Genomic DNA, 20,873 nt, shown 5'->3' with positions numbered 1-20,873 from the left:
GCGCCGGGGCCGCCCCATCAAGGCAAACGGCAGGTGGCCAACGGCTAGCATCGAGAACGTGTCCGCCGATCCGTCCACCGACCCCTCTGACGTCTCTTCCGACGTCACAGCGGGTCGCGGTCGTTCCGGTGACACCGCCCACAGCTCGTCGGACCGTACGGACGGTACCGGCGGCCGGCGGATCACACCCGCGGACCTGGCGCCGCCGGGGGCACTGCGGAAATCCCCCGCCCCCGACGACTCCGGTGGCGGTCCGTCGCGCCGCGGTCGCCGCGGTCGCCGACGACGCGGTCGGCGGCCGTCCCCCACACCCTCGACGACGGCCGATGTCCCTCACGCCGAACCCGAGCAGACTCCGACGCCCCGGCCGGCCGAACGCCGGGACACCCCCAAGCCGGGTCCGATGCCGAAACGCACCACCGAGCCCGAACGCGTGGACTCCGGCGACGACCTGCAGCCGACGCACACGCGCGTGTCACCACCGAAACCGTCCGACCTGGTCGCGGTCACCGCGAAGATCACCAAGACGGGGTTGACGCACACCGTCGGCGCCGACGGCACGCCCAGCGGCAAGACCAAGAGTCGTCGGCGCAACGGCAGCAGCCGGCCCGAGCGCGGACAGGAACGTCTGCGGACGGTGCGTGAGACATCTGCCGGTGGCCTCGTGATCTCCGACCTCGACCTGCCGGTCGACCAGCTCGCGGCCGCACTGATCGGCCGCATGGATCGCCGCGGCCGCATGATGTGGTCGTTGCCGAAGGGGCACATCGAGACCGGCGAGACCGCCGAGCAGACCGCGATCCGCGAGGTCGCCGAGGAAACCGGCATCGAGGGCACCGTCGTCGCGCCGCTCGGCAAGATCGACTACTGGTTCGTCAGCGAGGGTCGTCGAATCCACAAGACCGTCCACCACTACCTGTTGCGCAGCATCGGGGGTGAGCTCTCCGACGCCGACTACGAGGTGAGTGAGGTGGCATGGGTGCCGCTGGCCGAACTGCCCCGAAAGCTCACGTACTCTGACGAGCGGCGACTGGCCCGGATGGCCCGCGGCGTCATCGCCGATCTCGCCGCCGACCCCAGCCGGTTGGCCCAGTCCGAGGCCGAGAGCATTCGCACCGAACCCAACGCCTATGAGAGAGCCGCAGCCGCACGCAACCAGCGCCGCAATGAACCGCCGCCCCCGGCGCGGTCTCGTCGGCGCCGGAGGCGTCCCCGGCGTCCACCGGCCGGCGATGCCTGACGGCCGGGTGTTGCGCCGGCCGGTTCTGCTCCCATCCACCCCCGGGCCCCGAGGTCCCGGATCCCGGATCGCCCGGGCGTGTGCCGCGGTCCTGGCTGTCCTCACGATGCTCGTGTTGTCGGCGGCGCCTGCGGCCTCAGCGCCGTCCGGCACCGACTCCGGAACCACCGCCTCCGGGGCCACGACCGACCCGGGCGACGGCACGGACGAAGGGGTCGCCAGCAACTTCCTCCGGCTCTCGGTGACGTCGATGTCACCGTCGTTGGTCACCAGCAGCGGCTCGAATGTCGTCACCGTCACCGGCCGGCTGGAGAACATCGGCGATCGGATGCTGCGAAATCTCTCGGTACGACTCGAACGCGGCGACGCCGTGTCCGACGCCGCCGGGTTGCGCAGCAGCCTCGCGGTCACACCGGTTCCCGTCAGCGCCGCGACTCCGTTCCGTCCGATCTCCATGGAACTCCAACCGGGTTCCTCCATCTCGTTCACGGTGTCGGCGTCGCTGTCGGGAGAGAACGGCCTCGACATCCAGCGCACCGGTGTGTTCCCGCTGAATGTCAATGTCAACGGTCTGCCCGACTACGGGAACCGGGCCAAACTCGCGCAGTCGCGCACGCTGCTCCCGGTGCTGTCGTTGCCGCCAGACCGCGCCCGGGCCGAGCAGTACGTCGATCCCAGTGAGGGTCGGAGCGAGTCCGCCGACACCGACCTCGGGTCCGACGGTTCCGTGTCGGCCGACCTGTCGAGCCCGTCGCGGCTCACGATGCTCTGGCCGCTGTCGGCGCCGCCGCAACTCACCCCCGGCGTCCTCGGGGGCAACACCGAACCGGTGCGGCTCGTCGGCGACGACCTCGCGCGGTCGTTGTCGCCGGGCGGACGGCTCGACACGCTCCTCGCGTCGGCACGATCGGTGACCGGCGACGACGGGTCCGACGGCGATCCGAACGACGGTGACCCGAACGACGGCGGCACCGATGACGGCGGTACTGATGACGACACCTCGCTGCCGCCCGGTTCCCAGCCCGCGACCAGCGGCAACGGGGCGTCACAGCCGCCCGAGTCATCGGCGCCGGCGCAGTCGGGACAACCGGCGACGTCGGGGCAACCGACCGCCCCGACTGGCAGGCAGCCGTCGAAACTCGAGCAGAGCATGTGCCTGGCGATCGATCCCGATCTGCTGGTGACGGTCCGGGCGATGTCGCTGGGCTACGAGGTGTCATCGGACCCGATGGACCCGACGTCGCCGACGACGCCCGGCACCGGACAGTCGGCGGCCGCGGACTGGCTCGCCGAACTCCGCGACGTGTCGTCGCGGATGTGTACCGTCGCGTTGCCGTTCGCGCAGGCCGACCTCACCTCGCTGTCGCGCATCGCCAACTCCGGCCTGACCGACGCGGCACTGACGACACCCTCGGATGTCGTCGACGCCATCCTCGGCGTGCGTAGCGTCCGCGGACTGACCATCCCGGCCCTGGGGGCCATCGACACGACCGGTGCGAACGTGCTCACGTCGGCGGGAATCGGCAAGGCCGTCACGTCGACGACGAGTGTCGATCCCACGCGCTCGACCCCGACCGGCGACTACCGCGTCGGCGACCTACGCGTGCAGACCAGCGATCCGTCGGTGACCGCTGCGCTCGCCGCCGCCGGCAACGCCCCCGCGACGACGCCGCTCACGCCGCCCGCCCAACGGGTGTCCGTCGACGACGAGTCCCCCACGGCCCGCCGCCAGGCCGCCCTCTCCGCGCTCGCCTACCCCTCGATCGCCTCCCCGGAGCGCGGCGAGGGTGCTGCGCGGTCGCCGCTGCCCGTGTCGGGTCGCAGCTCGTTCGTCGTGCCGCCGACCTACTGGGCGCCGTCGACCGACGACGCCAACGCCCTCTTCACCACCGCCACAGTCCTGTTGGAATCGGGTGCGGCCTCCCCCGGACCGCTGTCGGACGTCGTCGGCGACCTCGACACGACGACCGAGGGTGCCCGCTTCGTCCCACCACCGGGTGTCGACCCGCTCGCCTCACTGGGACTCGCCGTCGACGATCGCACCGCGTCCACCATCCGCGACCATGCGGACCTCACGTTCCAGCTGCAGGCGTCGCTGATGAACTCGGCGGATGTGGCGGCGTCGCCGGAGCGCTACGTGGCCCCCCTGCGCGAGGACCTGCTGCGGTCCGTCCGCAGTCCGGACCGTGAGGCGCCTGCGGTGCGGGCGCAGATGCGGACCGAACGCGACGGCCGGATCGGAGCGGTCGACACCACCCTGGCGCGTATGCGGAACTCCGTCACGATCCTCGACCCCGGCGGTCGATACACCCTCGCCTCCGAACGCAGTCCGCTCCTCCTGGTCGTCCGCAACGACCTCGCGTTGCCGATCCGCGTGCGTATCGACGTGTCGGCGCCGCCGGAACTCGATGTCGGCGATCTCGGTGTCATCGAGATCCCGGCGAACGGAACCCGGCAGATCCAACTGCCGACACGCGCGGAGAACTCCGAGGCGATCACCGTCACGATCGGGATGTCGACGTCGAGCGGCATCTCGCTGGGCTCACCGATCAGCCTGTCCGTCCACGCCAATGCCTACGGGAAACCGCTGTTCTACGTGACGATCATCGCCGGGATCGCGTTGGTGCTGCTGACCGCACGCCGGCTGTGGCACCGGTTCCGCGGTCAACCCGACCCCGCCGACGAGGACCGTCCCGACCCCGATGAGCACGAACGGCTCCTCGCCGGCAGCACGTATCAGCAACGTCGCCGTACCCTGCATCAGGAGGAACACCGGGCACTCGAGGACCCGATCCTCCACGACCGGGGAGACCACGACCAGGGAGACACAGACCGATCGGACGCAGATCCGGCCGACGCGCAGGAAGCAGGACCGGAGCGAACCGACGAGACGCCCACGCCGGGCACGACCGACCGAGAAAGGCCATGACCGACCAGGGACCACGCGAGCCGCGTCGAGCAGCACCCCGCCGGATTCCGCCCGGCGGGGCGGACGACCCTCGGCGTCGTGGCCCCCGCGGTCCCGCGCCGCTGTCCGGTCCGGTCGCCGACCAGCCGCCTCTCGCCGGCCGCGGCGCACCCCCGCCGCCGCGCCACATCCCGTCGCGCCCCGCACCCCGTCAGGTCCCGCCGGGGCAGAATCCGCAGGGTCAGAATCCGCCGGTTCAGAACCCGCCTGGGCGCGGCGCCGCCGACCCATCCGGCCCCGAGAGTGGCCGGACGTCCCGCAGCGCGGGCACGCTGACACAACCGCGCAGCTCCACCGGACCCGACGGGAACCCGCCGGACACGAGTCCGTCGAACGAGCTGGCCCGCGATTCCGACTCCAGCATCCTGAGGACCAGCGGTTCGATCGCGCTGGCCACACTGACCAGTCGCATCACCGGGTTCATCCGTACCGTGCTGGTGCTGGCCATGCTCGGCCCGGCGATCGCGTCCGCCTTCCAGGCCGCCTACGTGCTGCCGAGCATGATCGCCGAGGTCGTCCTCGGCGCCGTGCTCACCGCGATCGTGATCCCGGTGCTCGTCCGCGCCGAGGCCGAGGATCCCGACGGCGGTCGCGACTTCATCAACCGGATCTTCACGCTGGCCGTCGTCACGCTGGGCACGGCGACGGTCGTGGCGATGATCGCCGCACCGCTGCTGACATTCCTCAACGTCGGTGACGGCGACGTCAACCGATCCCTCACCACCGCACTCGCCTATCTGCTCCTGCCGGAGATCCTCTTCTACGGCATGTCCGCGCTGTTCATCGCGATCCTGAACATGAAGGGGTTCTTCAAACCCGGCGCGTGGGCCCCGGTGCTCAACAACATCGTGCAGATCGCGACCCTGGTGCTGTACGCGCTGATGCCGGGTGAGATCACGCTCAACCCGGTCCGGATGACCGATCCTCAATTGCTGGTGCTGGGCATCGGCACCACCCTCGGTGTCGTCATGCAGGCCGGCGTCCTACTGCCGTGGATCAAGCGCGCAGGCGTGCGGCTGGCGTGGAAGTGGGGCATCGACGCCCGCCTGCGACTGTTCGGCAACATGGCCCTCGCGATCGTCACCTACGTCGCGATCCTGCAGGTCGGCCTCATCGTCACCTATCGCATCGCCGCGCACGCCGACGCCTCCGGCATCAGCGTCTACGCCACCCACTGGCAGTTGCTCCAGTTGCCGTACGGCGTGCTGGGCGTGACGATCCTGACCGCGATCATGCCGCGACTGTCCCGGCACGCGGCCGCCGACGACGACCACGCCGTCGTCGACGACCTCTCCCTGGCGACGCGACTCACGATGGTGGCGCTGGTACCGGTCGTCGCGTACATGACCTTCTTCGGGCCGGCCATCGGTATCGCCGTGTTCAACTTCGGACGGTTCGACGCCGACACCGCTTCCCAGCTCGGCTCGGTCCTCGCCTGGGGTGCGTTCACGATCATCCCGTACGCGATGACCCTGGTTCAGCTCCGCGTCTTCTACGCCCGCCAGGACGCGTGGACGCCGACCGCGATGGTCCTCGGCATCACGGCGGTCAAGGTCGTGTCGTCCTATCTGGGACCCGTGCTGTTCTCCGATCCGGAGATGGTCGTCCGATGGCTCGCGTTGTCGAACGGTCTGGGTTATCTGGTCGGCGCGATCGTCGGCCACTACCTGTTGCGCCGACGACTGCACAACGAGAAACTGACCGACGTCTACCGCACCACCCTGGTGACCCTCGGCGTCTCGATCGGGGTGACCGCGATCGTCTGGGCGGTCTCGAATCTGTCCGGACTGCACCGACTCACGAGTGAGGTCGGCAAGTTCGGATCACTGGTGTACCTGGTCTTGACAGCGGTCGTCGTGCTCGGTGTCACCTACGCCGGACTGGCCGCGGCCCGGGTTCCCGACGTGGTGTCGATCGGGATGTCGGTGCGGCGCATGCTCGGCCGGTTCATCCCCGCCTTGGCTCCACCTGAGAGTCCGGTAACAGAATCGGCACCGACCATCACGGTTCAGTTTCCGCGGATCAACACCGATGAGTCGCTCCCGTACTCTGGTCAGGTACAGGTGCTCCGGCGATTCGACCGGGGCACCGCCACATGGCAGTCGTACTCGGTTCACAGCGGCGGTGCCGCGCGTTTGCGCGACGGTGGCGAGATGCGGCTCCATGCACCCCGTGACATGCGATATCGCAGGAGAGGAGCTCGGCGCGTGAGTGAGAATGAGATCGGGTCCACCGGGGACACCGAGATCATCCCGGACGCTCCGGACAAGGGCTCGGTGACCGTCGACGATCGGTCGCAGGCCATCGGAGCGTCCCGCGGCGACGGCATCGACCCGGCGACCGAGCAGATCTCCGACCCGTCGACGGCCCCGACGTCCGATACGCCCGAATCTGCTTCCGAGACAGACGCTTCCGATCGTCGTGAGCCGGATCGCGATCAGTCGGATCGCAGTCGGGCAGATCGAGGTCATGCGCAATCGGGTCCGGCTGGGCCAACCGCACGTCCCCGGCCCCGTGGCCCCCGACTGGTTCCGGGCGCGGCCGTCGCCGGCGGCCGGTATCGCCTGCTCGATCATCACGGCGGCACTCGCGGACTCCAGTTCTGGCGCGCGCTCGACATCAACCTCGACCGTGAGGTGGCGCTGACGTTCGTCGACGCCGACCAACTCGCGCCGCCGCCCGAACGTGGTGAGTCGGCGAAGATCACCGACGAGGGCCCGCAGGGCGTGCTGTCGCGGACCCTGCGGCTCGGACAGATCTCCTCTGCCGGAGTGGCCCGCGTCCTCGATGTCGTCCGCGGGTCGTCGGGCGGGATCGTCGTCACCGAGTGGGTTCCGGGCTCATCGCTCACCGAGGTCGCCCGATCCCAGCCGTCCCCGATCGGCGCCGCCCGCGCCGTCCGCGCGCTCGCGGCCGCCGCCGAGATCACCCATCGTTCCGGCGGCGCACTGTCGATCGATCATCCCGACCGGATCCGGATCAGTACCGACGGCAACGCCGTGCTCGCCTTCCCCGGCACGCTCGCCGGCGACGACAAGTCCTCTGACGTCCGCGGTCTGGGGGCCGTGCTCTACGCACTGCTGCTGGCCCGTTGGCCGCTCGATCCGGAGAACGGCACCGATCTCGTCACCACCGACGACACCACCGAACCGGTCGGCGGTCTGCCGATCGCCGAGCCCGACGACAAGGGCAACCCGATCGAGCCGCGCAAGGCACGCCCGGAGACGCCGTTCGAGATCTCGGCGGTGGCCGCCCGGGCGCTCGACGGCCAGCGCGGGATCCGGACCGCCGGGACGGTCCAGCACGTCCTCGATCAGGCAACCGTCGTCGACCTGAACACCGACATGCTCCCGGCGATCACCGGAGACGCACCACCGATCGCGATGGCGTCGTCCCAGCCGGAGAAGGCTCCTGAACAGCAGGGCCGACGCAATGTGGCCCTCCTCGTCGGCGCCGGGCTGCTCACCCTGTTCATCGTGATCGCGCTGATCGTCTGGGCCACCAACATCTTCGGCTCCGACGGTGAGAACACCGACATCGACTCGATCCTCACCACGTCGTCGGCGCCACCGGCTCCCGAGACCGCCGGGGCCGCCGCGCCCCCACCGGCGGCGCCTGCCCCGATCCCGCTGCAGGGCGTCAGCCTCGTCGACCTGTCGAATCAGCCGCCCGACAGCACGGCCAACCTGGGCAACGTGATCAGCGGCGCCGCCCCACCCTGGCGGACCGACACCTACCGCGGCTCGGCGGACTTCGGCGGTCTCAAGCCAGGCCTCGGGCTGATGTTCAACCTCGGGGGCCCCAAGGCCGTCAAGACGGTCACCATCGCGTCCCCGACACCCGGATTCGCCGTCTCGATCCGCACCTCCGCGACCGCCCAGCCCACCCTCGCGCAGACACGTGAGATCGCCGCGGGGACGGTGGATCAGCCGAGGACGACCATCACCGTGCCCAACCCGCAGCAAAGCCCCTTCGTGATGGTGTGGCTGACATCGCTGCCGCAGGCGCCCAACGGATATCAGGCCCAGATCGGGCAGATCTCCATGTCCGCCTGACACCGGAGGGGTACACATAGATGTGCTCATCCGCCGCCGACCTGCCACACCCCCGCCGCCGTCCGGCACCCGGGACCTCCTGACCGCTGCCCCCGTCGGCTGCCATGCGGTCGGTTCCGTGGGCATGGCGGGCGGCGCCATCCTCGCCCGAGCCACCCCCACGTCGATGAACTCGGAGTAGGGGATCGACATGGCACGCCTCGCACGCGTCATCGTCACCCTCGTCGCCACGCTGTGCGCAGCGGCTGCCGCCCTGGTGTCTGGACATACCGGAAACGCCTGGGCAGCAGGCAATCACACCGTCGCCACGTCGACACTGGCGACGACCTGTGACCACCGACCGACGTCGGTCCCGGTACGTTGGTACATCCCGACAGGTAACCCCACCGGTCTCATCTGGCTCCAGCACGGTTTCGCCCGCACGGCCGACAATCTACGAGTCCTCGCGTCGTCGTATGCCGACAGCGGTCTTCTCGTCGCGGCCACCTCCCTCGACTCGGTGAGTGTCTCGGGGTGCGGCGTCGCCTTCAACGCCACGGACAACACAGATTTCATCCGCTCCCTGGCACTCACCTTCGCGCAGGGTCACCGGCCGCACAGCGCGGTGGAACAGAGCCTGTCGGCAGCGGCGCGGGTCTCCGGACGGCCCGCGCCTAGGGTGCCGGACAGTCTCGTCTTCTCGGGGCATTCCGCGGGTGGGGAGTTCGCACTCACCGCTGCCGACGCCGTGCGTACGGGGGACCCGTCCGACTACCCTCGGCTTCGGGGACTCATGCTGTTCGATCCGGTGAACTCGTTCCTGGGGAACAACTTTCACAATTCGGCGCGCGACCTCGGCAAGGCCGGACTGCCCATCCGGGTCATCGCCTCACAACCCTCGCTGTCGAACACCTTCGGTCAGGGTGTGCGGTGGATCGAGCGGACGACCCGGCAGGACTTCCTGGGAGTCGCTCTGACCACCGGCATCCACATCGACGTCGAAGGCGACTCGACGGACCTCATCGGCATCGCTTCCGAGTTCGCCGCACCCCGGTCACGCAACGGCCGGGTGCTGCGGCGGCTCGCCGCCCACTGGACCGCCGACCTCTTCTCCGGCCGACGCACGGCCGCCTACTACCCGGGCGGCAGTTACTACACCTTGCTGCTGTCGTCGGACACGGTGACCACACTGCCCGTGAGGTGAGGACCGTGCTCCCCGCGAGTCGCGCTCGCCGGTGCCCACCCCGGCGGGCCGAACACCAGGCCGAGACGGGTACGCAGGCCGCGGGCATGTCTCACCTCGCGCGCGATCGCAGCGTACTCATGAGTCTGCAACCGCCAGATGTTGTACGTCTCCACGGGTTTCGTCAGGCCATAGGTCGGGCGATGCGTCTCGGGCGCAAAGGTGCCGAACATCCGGTCCCAGATGATGAAGGTGCCGCCGTAGTTGCGGTCGAGGTAGTCGGCGTCGCTTCCGTGGTGCACCCGGTGATGGGAGGGGGTGTTGAACACGAATTCCACCGGAGCCCAGAGCTTTCCGATGTGCTCGGTGTGAATCCAGAACTGGTAGATCAGATTCAGGGAGTACGCCGCGAACACCAGGGCCGGCGGGACACCGAGCAGCGGCAGCGGCAACCACATGAGAATTCCGGCACTGTTGTTCCACTTCTGTCGCAGCGCCGTCGTGAAATTGAAGTACTCGCTGGAATGGTGGGCCTGATGGGTGGCCCAGACCAACCGCACGCGATGCGCGATCCGGTGCTCCCAGTAGAACAGGAAATCCAGGCCGACGAAGGCGATCACCCAGCTGTACCAGGCACTCTCCGGTAGCTGCCATGGGGCGAGGTAGGCAAAGATCGCCGAGTAGGCCAGCAGTGCAAGCGCTTTCCATCCTGCACTGGTCGCGATCGAGACCAGCCCCATCAGCAGGCTCGCACGCGAGTCCCGGATGTTGTACGAGCCGCGTTCCGAGAGCGTGCCGTCGGCGCGCGACGACGGGCGTTCGGCGTCGGTGTGGTCGAGCTTCCACGCGGCCAGCCACTCCAGCGCGACCATCGTCACGAAGAAGGGGATCGCGACCACGGTCGGTTCACGCATCGCCTCCGGAAGGAAGTCCAGCATCTCGGTTCTCCTGCCCGCCATCTGACACGGCAACATGTCAGATCGAAGATTTCTGACACGATAGCGTGTCAGATAGAGTCCTGTAAAGGCCCGCCATCGCTGCGACCTGCACGGACCTGCCGCCGACGACACCGAAGGAGCCGAACGAGTGTCCACGCCCGAAGGCCGCCGCTATGGGGGAGCCGACGCGGACGAACGCCGGGCGCGGCGTCGTGCCGACCTCGTCGCCGCCGGCGTGGAGCTGTTCGGGACGGAGGGGTTCGCCAACGTCACCATCAAACGCATCTGCGATCACGCCGGCCTCACCCAGCGCTACTTCTATGAGTCGTTCACAGATCGTCATGCACTGCTGGCCGCGGTGTACGACGACTGCGTCGCGGTGGCCCGGTCGTCGACCGTGGCGGCGGCATCGGCGTATGTCGCCGATCGCGGGGGAGCAGGTGTCGCTTCGCCGGATGCGCCCGCCGTCGCCCGCGCGACTCTGGAGGCCTTCATCCGCACGCTCGCCGAGAATCCCCGGCGCGCACGGATCATGCTCGTCGAGGTCGTCGGCGTCCATCCTGATCTCGAACGTTTGCGGCTCACCGCGATCCACGGCTGGGCCGATCTGATCCTCACTCTTGCACTCGGTGACCGGCCCGCGCAGCGTCCGCAACGCCTCACCGCCATCGGACTCGTCGGCGCGGTCACCCAGCTGCTGGTCGACTGGCACACGAGTTCGGCGGGGGAGTTCGCTTCGGACAGGGCCGCCGGGGTGCCCGCGGACCTCTTCGAGCTGGACGCGATCCTCGAGGTCTGCGTGGCGCTGTTCGTCGCCGCCTACGAGCGACTGCTGGACTGACCGGCCACCGGGTCGGCCACGCCCGCCGACGCCACCGCCACCCCCGATCCACAGGTGTGGCGGTGTCCCCAGTTCTGTGGACAACGCGCAGGTCAGTGGCACTGCGAGGCGTGTGGTCGATTAGGGTTGCGCGCATGACTCGGGGGAGCGTCGACGCGCGCAGCGACGAGGATCTGCTGCTCGCCCACGTGCACGGGGATCCCGGCGCGTTCTCCGCCCTCATCGAACGCCATCACGACTATCTGTGGGCCGTGGCCTGCCGCACGAGCGGCAATGCCGACGACGCGGCCGACGCACTCCAGGACGCCCTGCTCAGCGCCCATCGGATGGCCGATCGGTTTCGCTCCGATGCCAAGGTGACCAGTTGGCTGCATCGGATCGTCGTGAATGCCTGCCTCGACCGCATCCGCCGCAATCGACTCCGGTCGACCGTGCCGCTGCCGGACTGGGATGTCGCGCAGTATGCCGACGAGCACGATCACATGGCCGCGGTCGACCTGTCGCTGTCGATCGGCCGGGCTCTCGACGAACTCCCCGCCGAACAGCGTGCGGCGATCGTCGCCGTCGACATCGAGGGCCTCTCGGTCGTCGAGGCGGCCGAACGACTCGGTGTCCCCACCGGAACGATCAAGAGTCGATGCTCACGCGGTCGGCTGCGCCTGTCGCAGATCCTGGGCCACCTTCGCGACCCCTGACGGGCACCCGGCAGAATCCTCCGCGACACCGATGGAACCGGACCGTGGCCCGGTGCGTCCTAACTGTGACGATCGAGCACATCAGTCGCGGAGCGAGTCCGGTATTCCCCCTCGCGGGGCGGGTCCGGTCGGGGGGAGAAGTGGGAGAGTGGAACGATGATCCCGCCGGGAGCAGGGGACGATCCCCGCGAGAGCGGCACCGGTCGCGACGACGCGACCGGTCGCCACGCCGGGCCCGGCGACGGTGCGGCCGAGGCGGGCGGCGGCGGGTCAGCCGAGGGATCGACGGACCTTCCCGTGCCGCCCTTCTCGCCCGAACTGCTGGCGGATCTCCATGCGGGTGTGGTGCCCCCCGATGTCGCCGAGCACATGTGGACGCACATCGACGACGACCCCGATGCCCGCTCGATCCTGGCAGCACTGGACCGCACCACCCGGCAACTGCGCACCACACCACCGCTTGCGCGACCCGCGCCGCCGGATGTCGCTGCGCGAACCCGCTCGACGCTCGATCAGATCAGCGCCGAGGTGTCATCGGCCGGGGATGATCGGGTTGTCGCGCTGGGCGGTGGCAACCGGGCGAATCCCGGCCGAGGGCGCCGGGCGGCCTTCTTGGCGGCCGGTGGCGTCGCCGTGGCCGCCGCGATCGCCGTCGTCGTGGTGATCTCGACCGGCCTTCTCCGAACGTCTGACGAGAACTCGGAGCCCGGGCGATCCGATCCGGCGATCCAGGCCCAACCGTCGGCCACCTCGACCGTCGACCTCGACGCCGCCGAAAGCGTCGCGCTGTTGTCGGCGCTCGGGAACAAGCAGTTCGCACCGTTTCCGTCCGCGGCGGCCCAGCGGGAGTGCATCGCGGCCAACGGGGTACCCGCCTCGACGGCCGTCGTCGGCACCGGACCGGTCACCATCCGCGGCCGCAGCGGGGTGGTCATGTTGTTCGCCACCGGCGTCGCCGGTCGTTTCGATGCCCTGGTGGTCGGTCTCGACTGTGGAAGGGACAACGCGGCCACGATCACCCGCACGGTGATCGGTGGCTGACCTCACCCGGCGACCCATCTGATCTGGTCACGGCCGGTACGTGCCCGGGCCCGCCTGGAGTCGCCCGGGAACATCTGCCTCTACCCTGATGTTGAGACAGCCGAGACACCGGTGCCCCCAGGACCACCCCAGGCACCGTCGAGCACGGAGGACGGATGACCCAGCACGACAGCCAGCAGATCCACGACCTGATCATCGTCGGATCGGGCCCCGCCGGATACACCGCGGCGATCTACGCGGCCCGCGCCGAGCTCGCTCCGATCGTCTTCGAGGGCACCCAGTTCGGCGGCGCGCTGATGACCACCACCGAAGTGGAGAACTTCCCCGGATTCCAGAACGGCATCCAGGGTCCGGCGTTGATGGACGAGATGCGTGAGCAGGCGATCCGCTTCGGCGCCGACCTGCGCATGGAGGACGTCGACACCATCCGCCTGGCCGGACCGGTCAAGGAGGTCGAAGTCGGCGGTGAGGTGTACCGCGCACGCGCGATCATCCTGGCGATGGGCGCAGCGGCACGCTACCTCGGCATCGACAACGAGCAGACGCTCCTGGGCCGCGGAGTCTCGGCCTGTGCCACCTGCGACGGCTTCTTCTTCAAGGATCAGGACATCGCCGTCATCGGCGGTGGTGATTCCGCGATGGAGGAGGCGACGTTCCTCACCAAGTTCGCCCGCAGCGTGACGCTGGTGCACCGCCGCGACGAGTTCCGCGCATCGAAGATCATGCTCGAGCGCGCCCGCGCCAACGAGAAGATCCGGTTCGTGACGAACTCCGCGGTGACCTCGGTTCTCGGCGACACGTCGGTCACCGGCCTCGGCCTGACCGACACCGCCACGGGGGAGTCGAGCACCATCGACGTGACCGGCATGTTCGTCGCCATCGGTCACGATCCGCGCAGCGAGCTGGTCCGGGGACAGATCGATCTCGATCCCGAGGGCTACGTCCAGGTCCAGGGTCGCACCACCTACACCTCGCTGCCCGGCGTCTTCGCCTGCGGCGACCTGGTCGACCACACCTACCGTCAGGCCATCACCGCGGCCGGCAGCGGATGTTCGGCGGCCATCGACGCCGAACGCTGGCTCGCCGAGCAGGGTGATGTCGACATCGAACCCGCCGTCGAAGGTGAGTTCGTCGTCGTGGACGCCCCGGCGAACGCCTGACCGGCCTGCTCGACAGACACCACATTCTTCCGACGTCCATAAGGAGGACAACCATGGGAGCAAACACCGTCGCCGTCACCGACGCGACCTTCAAGGATCAGGTTCTCGGCGCCGACAAGCCGGTCCTGGTCGACTTCTGGGCAACCTGGTGCGGGCCGTGCCGCATGGTGGCACCGGTTCTCGAGGAGATCGCCCGTGACCACGGTGACAAGCTGACCGTCGCCAAGGTCGACGTCGACGAGAACCCGGCGATCGCGCGGGACTTCCAGATCATGTCGATCCCGACCATGATCCTGTTCGAGGACGGCAAGCCCACCAAGACGATCGTCGGTGCCAAGGGCAAGGCGGCCCTGCTGCGCGAGCTCGACGGAGTCGTCGGTTCGCCGGCATAACCTCTTCACCTGCGCTGATGCGGGCCCATCTCGTGGACCCGCACACGCAGGGCACCCGATGATGGCGCCCCGAGTGGCGCCATCATTTGGTCGTGCCGTCGTGACCTGAGAGAATGCTCCGTGATTGCGACGGTGCGCTGGTGAGCACCGATCACCCGGACATTCACACCGTGCCCATCCGCCGCACTGCCAGTACGAGGAGTTGCTGATGCCGTTGTTCCGCCTCGGGGATCATGGCTCGGCTGTCGCCGAGATCCGGAACATCCTCGTCGGACTCGGAATGCTGACATCCGGCCCGGCCACCCACGCCCTCGCGGGGAACGACCCCTCCGTCGAGAGCCTCTCGGGCACGATCAGCGGTTGGACTCCGCCCGAGGCCGTCTTCGACGACGCGTGCGATCGTGCCGTGCGCGCCTTCCAGCAGGAACGCGGTCTGATCGCCGACGGCATCGTCGGGCCGGCGACCTACCGAGCACTGCGCGAGGCGTCCTACCAACTGGGCACCCGCGTGCTGCTGTACCGCCTCTCGGCGCCGATGGTCGGCGATGACGTCGCCACCCTGCAGGGTCGCCTCCAGAATCTCGGGTACTACACCGGCCTGGTCGACGGCACCTTCGGCGAGACCACCCACAACGCCGTCTGTCTGTATCAGAGCGAGTACGGCCTGTCGTCCGACGGCATCTGCGGTCCGTCCACCCTTCGGTCGCTCGAACGGCTCGGCACCCGGGTCACCGGTGGGTCTCCCCACGCGATCCGCGAGGAAGAGCACGTCCGGCGTTCGGGGCCGCGACTGAGCGGGAAGCGGATCCTGATCGATCCGGGTTCCGGGGGATTGCACGAACTCTCCACGGGCGCAACGGCAGAACTCGAATCGTCGGTGCTGTGGGATCTGGGTTCCCGTCTCGAGGGCCGGATGGCCGCCGCCGGGATGGAGACCTTTCTCTCGCACGACGGCCGCGGACGCCCCGGGGATGACGAGCGCGCCAGGGTCGCGAACCTCATCGACGCCGATCTGATGATCGCGCTGCGGTGCGGTCATTATCCGAACGAACGGGCCAACGGGGTCGCGTCGTTCTACTTCGGCAACTCGCACGGATCGTTCTCCACCATCGGTCGCAATCTCGCCGGCTTCATCCAGCGTGAGATCGCCGCCCGCACACCGCTGTCCGATTGCCGGACCCACGAGCGGACGTGGGATGTGTTGCGCCTCACCAGGATGCCGGTCGCGCTCATCGACGTCGGATACATCACGAACAGTGCCGACGTCGAGACCCTCAACGATCCGCAGACGCGTGACGTCATCGCCGAGGCGATCCTGGTCGCCGTGAAACGGCTCTATCTGCTCGGCGAGAACGATCGCCCGACCGGCACCTACACGTTCGCAGATCTGCTAGCCGCGGAACGCCTGTCCAGCTGATCCGTATCCGAGGTCGAGGCTCAGGCTTACTGAAGCCTGATGTTTCTGAACCCCAGAGTTGTTGAACCCCAGAGTTCCTCGACCGCAGAGTTCTTGAACCGCAAGGGTTCTGGGCCGTCGGTGCTCAGCCTCCGGAGTCAGGGTCAGTAGTCTGGGTCAGTAGTCAGCGTCAGTACCCAGCGTCAGAGGTCAGCGCCGATCGCGCAGACCAACGGGAACCGCAGCGGGTCGCTCACGGCCGGCGAGATCGATCGCTGCCATCAACACCAACTTCTCGAGCGCATGCTCGACCTCGTGCTTCCAGCCGAGCCCTTCGTCGAGTTCGAGACGGAACCGCGGGAAGCGGGGATGTGACGCCACCACATCGAAGCCGGAATCCTTGAGGAAGTCCGCGTCGATGATGCAGTCGACACACAGATCCGACTGGGGGCTGTCGTGCATAGCGCGCGTGATCTCGACGATTGCCTCGTCACCCCAGGAACTGAGTTCACTGGAGATCGACTCGAGCGCGCCCAACTCGGTGATGTCCTCGGGGTGCGAGGCCGGCATGGTGGGGGAGGAGGGTTCCGTGGCCTGGGACTCGGCAGGCGTTCGAACGATCCCGAAAGCCTCGACGGCACGGACACCTCGGCGCACCAGATCGGTCAGCACACTGTCGAGCAGGATCGGTGCCGCCTCTTCAAAGCCGGGTTCGGCGCGGATGGAGGTCAGGAGCACCGCGTCGGCGCTGACCGGCGATGTCGGGAAGAGCCGGGATCGGGGAACGCGGCCGGGCGGGGCGTAGAACGCGGTGCCGACGAAATTCCCGTTCTGGCCGTCGACGGCCACCTGTCCACACGTACCCCACTCGAGGAGCAATCCGGAGATCCACGCCTCCTTGTCGAACTCACTCTCGAACGAACCGAGATCCCCGAACAGTTGGGTGTCGACGGCGTGAGTGGACGAGGTCGGATCGACTTCCCAGAAGACACAGCGGCGGGTGTGCAGCGGTAGTGACTCGAACGATTCGAGGTCGAGACGAGTGACCGCGAGATTCATGCCGGAAACTCCGAGCCGAGCATGTGCGAAACCCCGAAAGTCTTGTCGGGCAATGTGTTTCGAACTTTCACGGCCGTCCTCGCTGGTCTGCTGTCACTGTGACGTATCGTCCGGGTGCCCCGGTGACGGGATCTCACGCGGTCACGAGACCCCTCGCGGGTCGATCACCCCGACGATCCGTTCGAGATCTTCGACCGAGCCGAACTCGACGACGATCTTCCCTTTTCTCTTCCCGAGACTGACTGTAACCCTCGTGTCCAGACGGTCGGACAGTCGCTCGGCGAGATCCTGAAGTCCCGGCATCTGCATCGGGCGCCGCTTGGCGGGGGAGGAGGACGGACCGGTACCGCTGTCGTCGCCTCGGTTGGCCAGAGTCACGGCCTCCTCGGTGGCGCGAACCGACAACCCTTCCGCAACGATCCGGGCGGCGAGGGCCTCCTGCGCCTCGCTGCCGACGTCGAGCGACAGCAGTGCCCGTGCGTGTCCCGCGGACAGCACGCCAGCCGCCACTCGACGCTGCACAGGGATCGGGAGCTTCAGCAGTCGGATCATGTTGGTGATCAGCGGACGCGACCGACCGAGACGGTTGGCCAGTTCCTCGTGGGTGACCCCGAATTCCTCGAGGAGCTGCTGATAGGCAGCCGCCTCTTCCAACGGGTTCAGCTGTGCGCGGTGGATGTTCTCCAACAGTGCGTCGCGAAGCATGTCGGCATCGGCGGTCTCGCGGACGATCGCCGGGATGGCCTCGAGCTGTGCCTCCTGGCTTGCGCGCCACCGGCGCTCGCCCATCACGAGCTGGTAGAGGACGCCGTCCGCCGTCGGTGCCGGAAGTCGCCGGACGACGATCGGCTGCAACAGTCCGAACTCCTTGATGGAGTGGACCAATTCGGCGAGCGCCTCCTCGTCGAATACGGAGCGCGGCTGCTGCGGATTGGGCTGGATCTCCGACGGCGGGATCTCGCGATAGACAGCACCCATCTCGTCGACGGTCGGGCCAGGGGAGCCGCCGGCCGAGTTCGTCGAGGTGAAGGCATCCTGCGGCGCTGTCGTTCCCTTGCCGATCACCACGTCGGCGGCGGCCGCGCCCAGGCGCGGACCGCCCGGCGAATCGCCCTCCGGGGGACCGGTCGGTATCAATGCGGCCAGGCCCCGACCGAGACCACCCCGACGCTGTGCGGCTTCGCGCTGACTCACCACTGTGCACTCCCTGCTTCCACCGCGGATGACGGTGACAGACGAACCATCTCGATGTCGGATTCTAACGGCGTCGTCCGACGCCGGGCCGTGGTCGCGTCCACGGCCATCAGTTCACCCCGCGCATCGCGAGCTCCCGCGACGCATCCAGGTAGCTCATCGATCCACGTGAACCCGGGTCATACTCGATGATCGTCATGCCGAACCCGGGTGCCTCGGACACCTTGACGCTCCGCGGAATGATCGTCTGGAGCACCTTCTCGCCGAAGTGTCGCCGCACCTCGTCGGCGACCTGATCGGCCAACTTGGTCCGTCCGTCATACATGGTGAGAACGACCGTCGAGACATGCAGAGCGGGATTCAGATGGGCCTGCACGAGTTCGATGTTGCGGAGCAACTGGCCGACACCCTCGAGCGCGTAGTACTCACATTGGATCGGTATCAGTACTTCCTTCGCCGCCACCATGGCGTTGACCGTGAGCAGGCCGAGTGACGGCGGGCAGTCGATCAACACGTAGTCGATACCGAGATCGGTGAGCGTCTGCTGATCGAGAGCATTGCGCAACCGGTTCTCACGAGCAACCAGCGAGACGAGTTCGATCTCCGCGCCGGCGAGGTCGAGAGTCGCAGGCACGCAGAACAACTTTTTGTTGTTCGGACTCTGTTGGATCGCGTCCGACAGACGTACCTCACCGAGCAGCAACTCGTAGACCGACGAGATGTCGGGAGCGCGGTGGTCGATGCCGAGCGCGGTGCTCGCGTTGCCCTGGGGATCGAGATCGATGACAAGAACACCCAGTCCGTGCAGGGCGAGTCCTGCAGCCATGTTGACTGTTGTGGTGGTCTTGCCGACCCCGCCCTTCTGATTGGCGATGGTGATGATGCGGGTCGACTGAGGCCGGGGGAGTTCGCCTGCGCCGCCAGGCGTCAGGATCTGACTCGCCCGCGCCGCTGCCGCGCCGATCGGGGTGTCGTCGAACCCCTGAGCCGGGGTGGGCGAACCACCGCCGAGGATCGTTTCACGTGAAACACCCGGGTCCTGATCGACCACGCTTGGACTCCTTCGCCCGACTTGATAGCCTTCGGCGCTCTGATCCCCCTTCGGATCGGGGAGCTCGGCGCTGTCAGTCACCGCCGACGATTCAGCGGTCTTTCGTCTATTCTGCGCCCTCCGAGTACTCCACACCAATCCGATCACCCCTTCCTGTTCCGACTCCGCGATCGCGACCGATCGCGGGTCTCGCGGCCCCGCTTGGTACCCACGACGGCAGTCGTGGCGACCTCGAGAATGTCGGCCCCGCACGTCTCGATGTGCAGATCCGAGACCCCGGTCTTCCCGACCGCAGCCTTGTCCCGTTCGATCTCTTCGTCCGCCGACGACCCCTTAATGGCCACCAGTCTGCCGCCGTCGGCGATCAGCGGCGCCGACCATTTCGCCAGGCGCTCGAGCGGCGCGACCGCACGTGACGTCACCACATCCGCACCACCCACATCAGCTCGGACGGTCTTCTCTTCTGCCCGGCCCCGGACCACGCGGATGTCGAGTCCCAGCTCCTCGACAACACGATGGAGGAACTCGCTGCGCCGAAGCAGGGGTTCGACGAGCGTAATCCGAAGATCGGGTCGAGCTATGGCGAGGGGGATGCCGGGGAGCCCGGCACCGCTGCCGATGTCGACCACCGTCGCATTCTCGGCGATGAGCTCACCGAGAACCGCGCAGTTGAGGATGTGGCGCTCCCACAGACGCGGCACCTCACGCGGACCGATCAATCCCAATGTCACACCGTCAGTCGCAAGCATCGAGTGATAGCGGCCCGCCAGATGCGCACCCTCAGAGAAGACGGTAGCGACAGCCGGGGGAGGGGAGTGATGGTCCGATTCCTCGGACTGTTCCACGTGAAACATCCTTTCATCCTTGGTCGACGACCTCGGCACGTTTCACGTGAAACACAGCCGAGATCCCAAACCACATCCGTGTAATTCTCTCTGCCGGAGACGACAAAGTCCCGGCCACCCGGCCGGGACTTCGTCTCTGATCTTCTGGTGCGCTACGGCGTCAGCTCGTACGCAGCACCACAACACGGCGCTTCGGCTCGGCACCTTCACTCTCGCTCACCACACCATCGACAGCTGCGACGGCATCGTGGACGATCTTCCGCTCGAACGGCGTCATCGGATCAAGCTCTTCACGCTCACCCGACTTCCGCACCCGCTCGGCCACCTCGGTACCCAGCCGCGCGAGCCGGTCGCGTCGGTCGGCACGCCACCGCGCGATGTCCAGCATCAGGCGGCTCCGGTCACCGGTCGACTGCTGCACTGCGAGACGCGTCAGCTCCTGCAGTGCGTCGAGCACCTCGCCCTTGCGGCCCACGAGCTTCGTCAGGTCATCGCCACCGTCGATGCTGACGATCGCGCGGTCACCGTCGACATCGAGATCGATGTCGCCGTCGAAGTCCAGAACGTCCAGAAGCTGCTCGAGGTAATCGCCGGCGATCTCGCCTTCCTCGACCAGACGCTCCTCGTCGTCGACCTCGTCCTCGTCGTCATCCTCCTCATCGGCGGAGTCATCGGAGTCATCGTCCGAGATCTCGCGATCCGACTCAACCGCTTCCGTCTCGACGTCGGCCTCGGCCGTGTCGATGGAGTCGGCACCGAGCGCCTCGGCCGCCACGGGCTCTGCGGCGTCCTCGCGGATCTCCTGCTCTTCGTGCGCAGTGGTCTCTGCTGTCATC

The 20,873-nt window shown here is 67.9% G+C and carries 16 protein-coding genes; 10 read left to right on the top strand and 6 right to left on the bottom strand.

What is annotated here, in order from left to right; translation table 11 throughout:
- Positions 1-58: 58 nt before the first annotated feature.
- From EEB19_RS13765 to EEB19_RS13750, 4 genes are all read left to right on the top strand, one after another.
- On the top strand, positions 59-1,240 hold the full coding sequence (locus EEB19_RS13765; protein ID WP_187587126.1) for an NUDIX hydrolase: 1,182 nt from the start codon (positions 59-61) through the stop codon (positions 1,238-1,240).
- Positions 1,167-4,169 (top strand): DUF6049 family protein, encoded by a 3,003-nt coding sequence (locus tag EEB19_RS13760; protein WP_262365656.1) that lies wholly within the window; start codon positions 1,167-1,169, stop codon positions 4,167-4,169. The genes EEB19_RS13765 and EEB19_RS13760 overlap by 74 nt, the downstream gene beginning before the upstream one ends.
- Positions 4,166-8,263 carry a murein biosynthesis integral membrane protein MurJ gene (locus EEB19_RS13755; RefSeq protein WP_262365655.1) on the top strand — a complete coding sequence of 1,366 codons (4,098 nt, stop codon included), beginning with the start codon at positions 4,166-4,168 and terminating at the stop codon, positions 8,261-8,263. Before EEB19_RS13760 ends, EEB19_RS13755 begins: the two co-directional genes overlap by 4 nt.
- Positions 8,264-8,453: 190 nt before the next feature.
- A complete protein-coding gene (locus tag EEB19_RS13750) occupies positions 8,454-9,446 on the top strand; it encodes an alpha/beta hydrolase (protein WP_187587125.1) in 993 nt (330 codons plus the stop codon).
- Here the strand turns inward: EEB19_RS13750 and EEB19_RS13745 are convergent.
- Positions 9,395-10,363: a sterol desaturase family protein gene (locus EEB19_RS13745; protein ID WP_187587124.1), complete on the bottom strand. Its 969-nt coding sequence runs from the start codon at positions 10,361-10,363 to the stop codon at positions 9,395-9,397. The two genes, EEB19_RS13750 and EEB19_RS13745, sit on opposite strands and share 52 nt — an antisense overlap.
- A 148-nt stretch (positions 10,364-10,511) precedes the next feature.
- Between EEB19_RS13745 and EEB19_RS13740 the strand changes: the two genes are divergently transcribed.
- The 6 genes from EEB19_RS13740 (at position 10,512) to EEB19_RS13715 (ending at position 15,909) form a co-directional block, all read left to right on the top strand.
- Positions 10,512-11,204 carry a TetR/AcrR family transcriptional regulator gene (locus EEB19_RS13740; RefSeq protein ID WP_187587123.1) on the top strand — a complete coding sequence of 231 codons (693 nt, stop codon included), beginning with the start codon at positions 10,512-10,514 and terminating at the stop codon, positions 11,202-11,204.
- 134 nt (positions 11,205-11,338) lie between these two features.
- Complete coding sequence (gene sigM / locus EEB19_RS13735) at positions 11,339-11,899, top strand: RNA polymerase sigma factor SigM (RefSeq protein WP_187587122.1); 561 nt, start codon at positions 11,339-11,341, stop codon at positions 11,897-11,899.
- Between the two features lie 156 nt (positions 11,900-12,055).
- A complete protein-coding gene (locus EEB19_RS13730) occupies positions 12,056-12,940 on the top strand; it encodes a hypothetical protein (protein ID WP_187587120.1) in 885 nt (294 codons plus the stop codon).
- 155 nt (positions 12,941-13,095) lie between these two features.
- A complete protein-coding gene (gene trxB, locus EEB19_RS13725; RefSeq protein ID WP_187587119.1) occupies positions 13,096-14,100 on the top strand; it encodes a thioredoxin-disulfide reductase in 1,005 nt (334 codons plus the stop codon).
- Positions 14,101-14,153: 53 nt separating this feature from the next.
- On the top strand, positions 14,154-14,492 hold the full coding sequence (gene trxA, locus EEB19_RS13720) for a thioredoxin (RefSeq protein WP_187587118.1): 339 nt from the start codon (positions 14,154-14,156) through the stop codon (positions 14,490-14,492).
- 208 nt (positions 14,493-14,700) lie between these two features.
- On the top strand, positions 14,701-15,909 hold the full coding sequence (locus EEB19_RS13715) for an N-acetylmuramoyl-L-alanine amidase (protein WP_187587117.1): 1,209 nt from the start codon (positions 14,701-14,703) through the stop codon (positions 15,907-15,909).
- Between the two features lie 189 nt (positions 15,910-16,098).
- Here EEB19_RS13715 and EEB19_RS13710 read toward each other — a convergent pair whose 3' ends face one another.
- The 5 genes from EEB19_RS13710 to EEB19_RS13690 form a co-directional block, all read right to left on the bottom strand.
- Entirely contained in the window at positions 16,099-16,947 is an 849-nt protein-coding gene (locus tag EEB19_RS13710) for a hypothetical protein (RefSeq protein WP_187587116.1), read from the bottom strand.
- Between the two features lie 141 nt (positions 16,948-17,088).
- Positions 17,089-18,141, bottom strand: coding sequence for a ParB/RepB/Spo0J family partition protein (locus EEB19_RS13705; RefSeq protein ID WP_187587115.1), 1,053 nt, complete (start codon positions 18,139-18,141; stop codon positions 17,089-17,091).
- A gap of 109 nt (positions 18,142-18,250) precedes the next feature.
- Positions 18,251-19,192: a ParA family protein gene (locus EEB19_RS13700; RefSeq protein ID WP_187587114.1), complete on the bottom strand. Its 942-nt coding sequence runs from the start codon at positions 19,190-19,192 to the stop codon at positions 18,251-18,253.
- A 143-nt stretch (positions 19,193-19,335) separates the two neighbouring features.
- Positions 19,336-20,046: a 16S rRNA (guanine(527)-N(7))-methyltransferase RsmG gene (rsmG, locus tag EEB19_RS13695; protein ID WP_187587113.1), complete on the bottom strand. Its 711-nt coding sequence runs from the start codon at positions 20,044-20,046 to the stop codon at positions 19,336-19,338.
- A gap of 151 nt (positions 20,047-20,197) precedes the next feature.
- Complete coding sequence (locus EEB19_RS13690; protein ID WP_187587112.1) at positions 20,198-20,872, bottom strand: R3H domain-containing nucleic acid-binding protein; 675 nt, start codon at positions 20,870-20,872, stop codon at positions 20,198-20,200.
- Position 20,873 lies beyond the last annotated feature (1 nt).

This window comes from Gordonia sp. OPL2 (assembly GCF_003797825.1).
Taxonomy (GTDB): domain Bacteria; phylum Actinomycetota; class Actinomycetes; order Mycobacteriales; family Mycobacteriaceae; genus Gordonia.
Note: the sequence above shows the minus strand (reverse complement) of the source record. Positions and strands in the feature narration are given on the sequence as shown.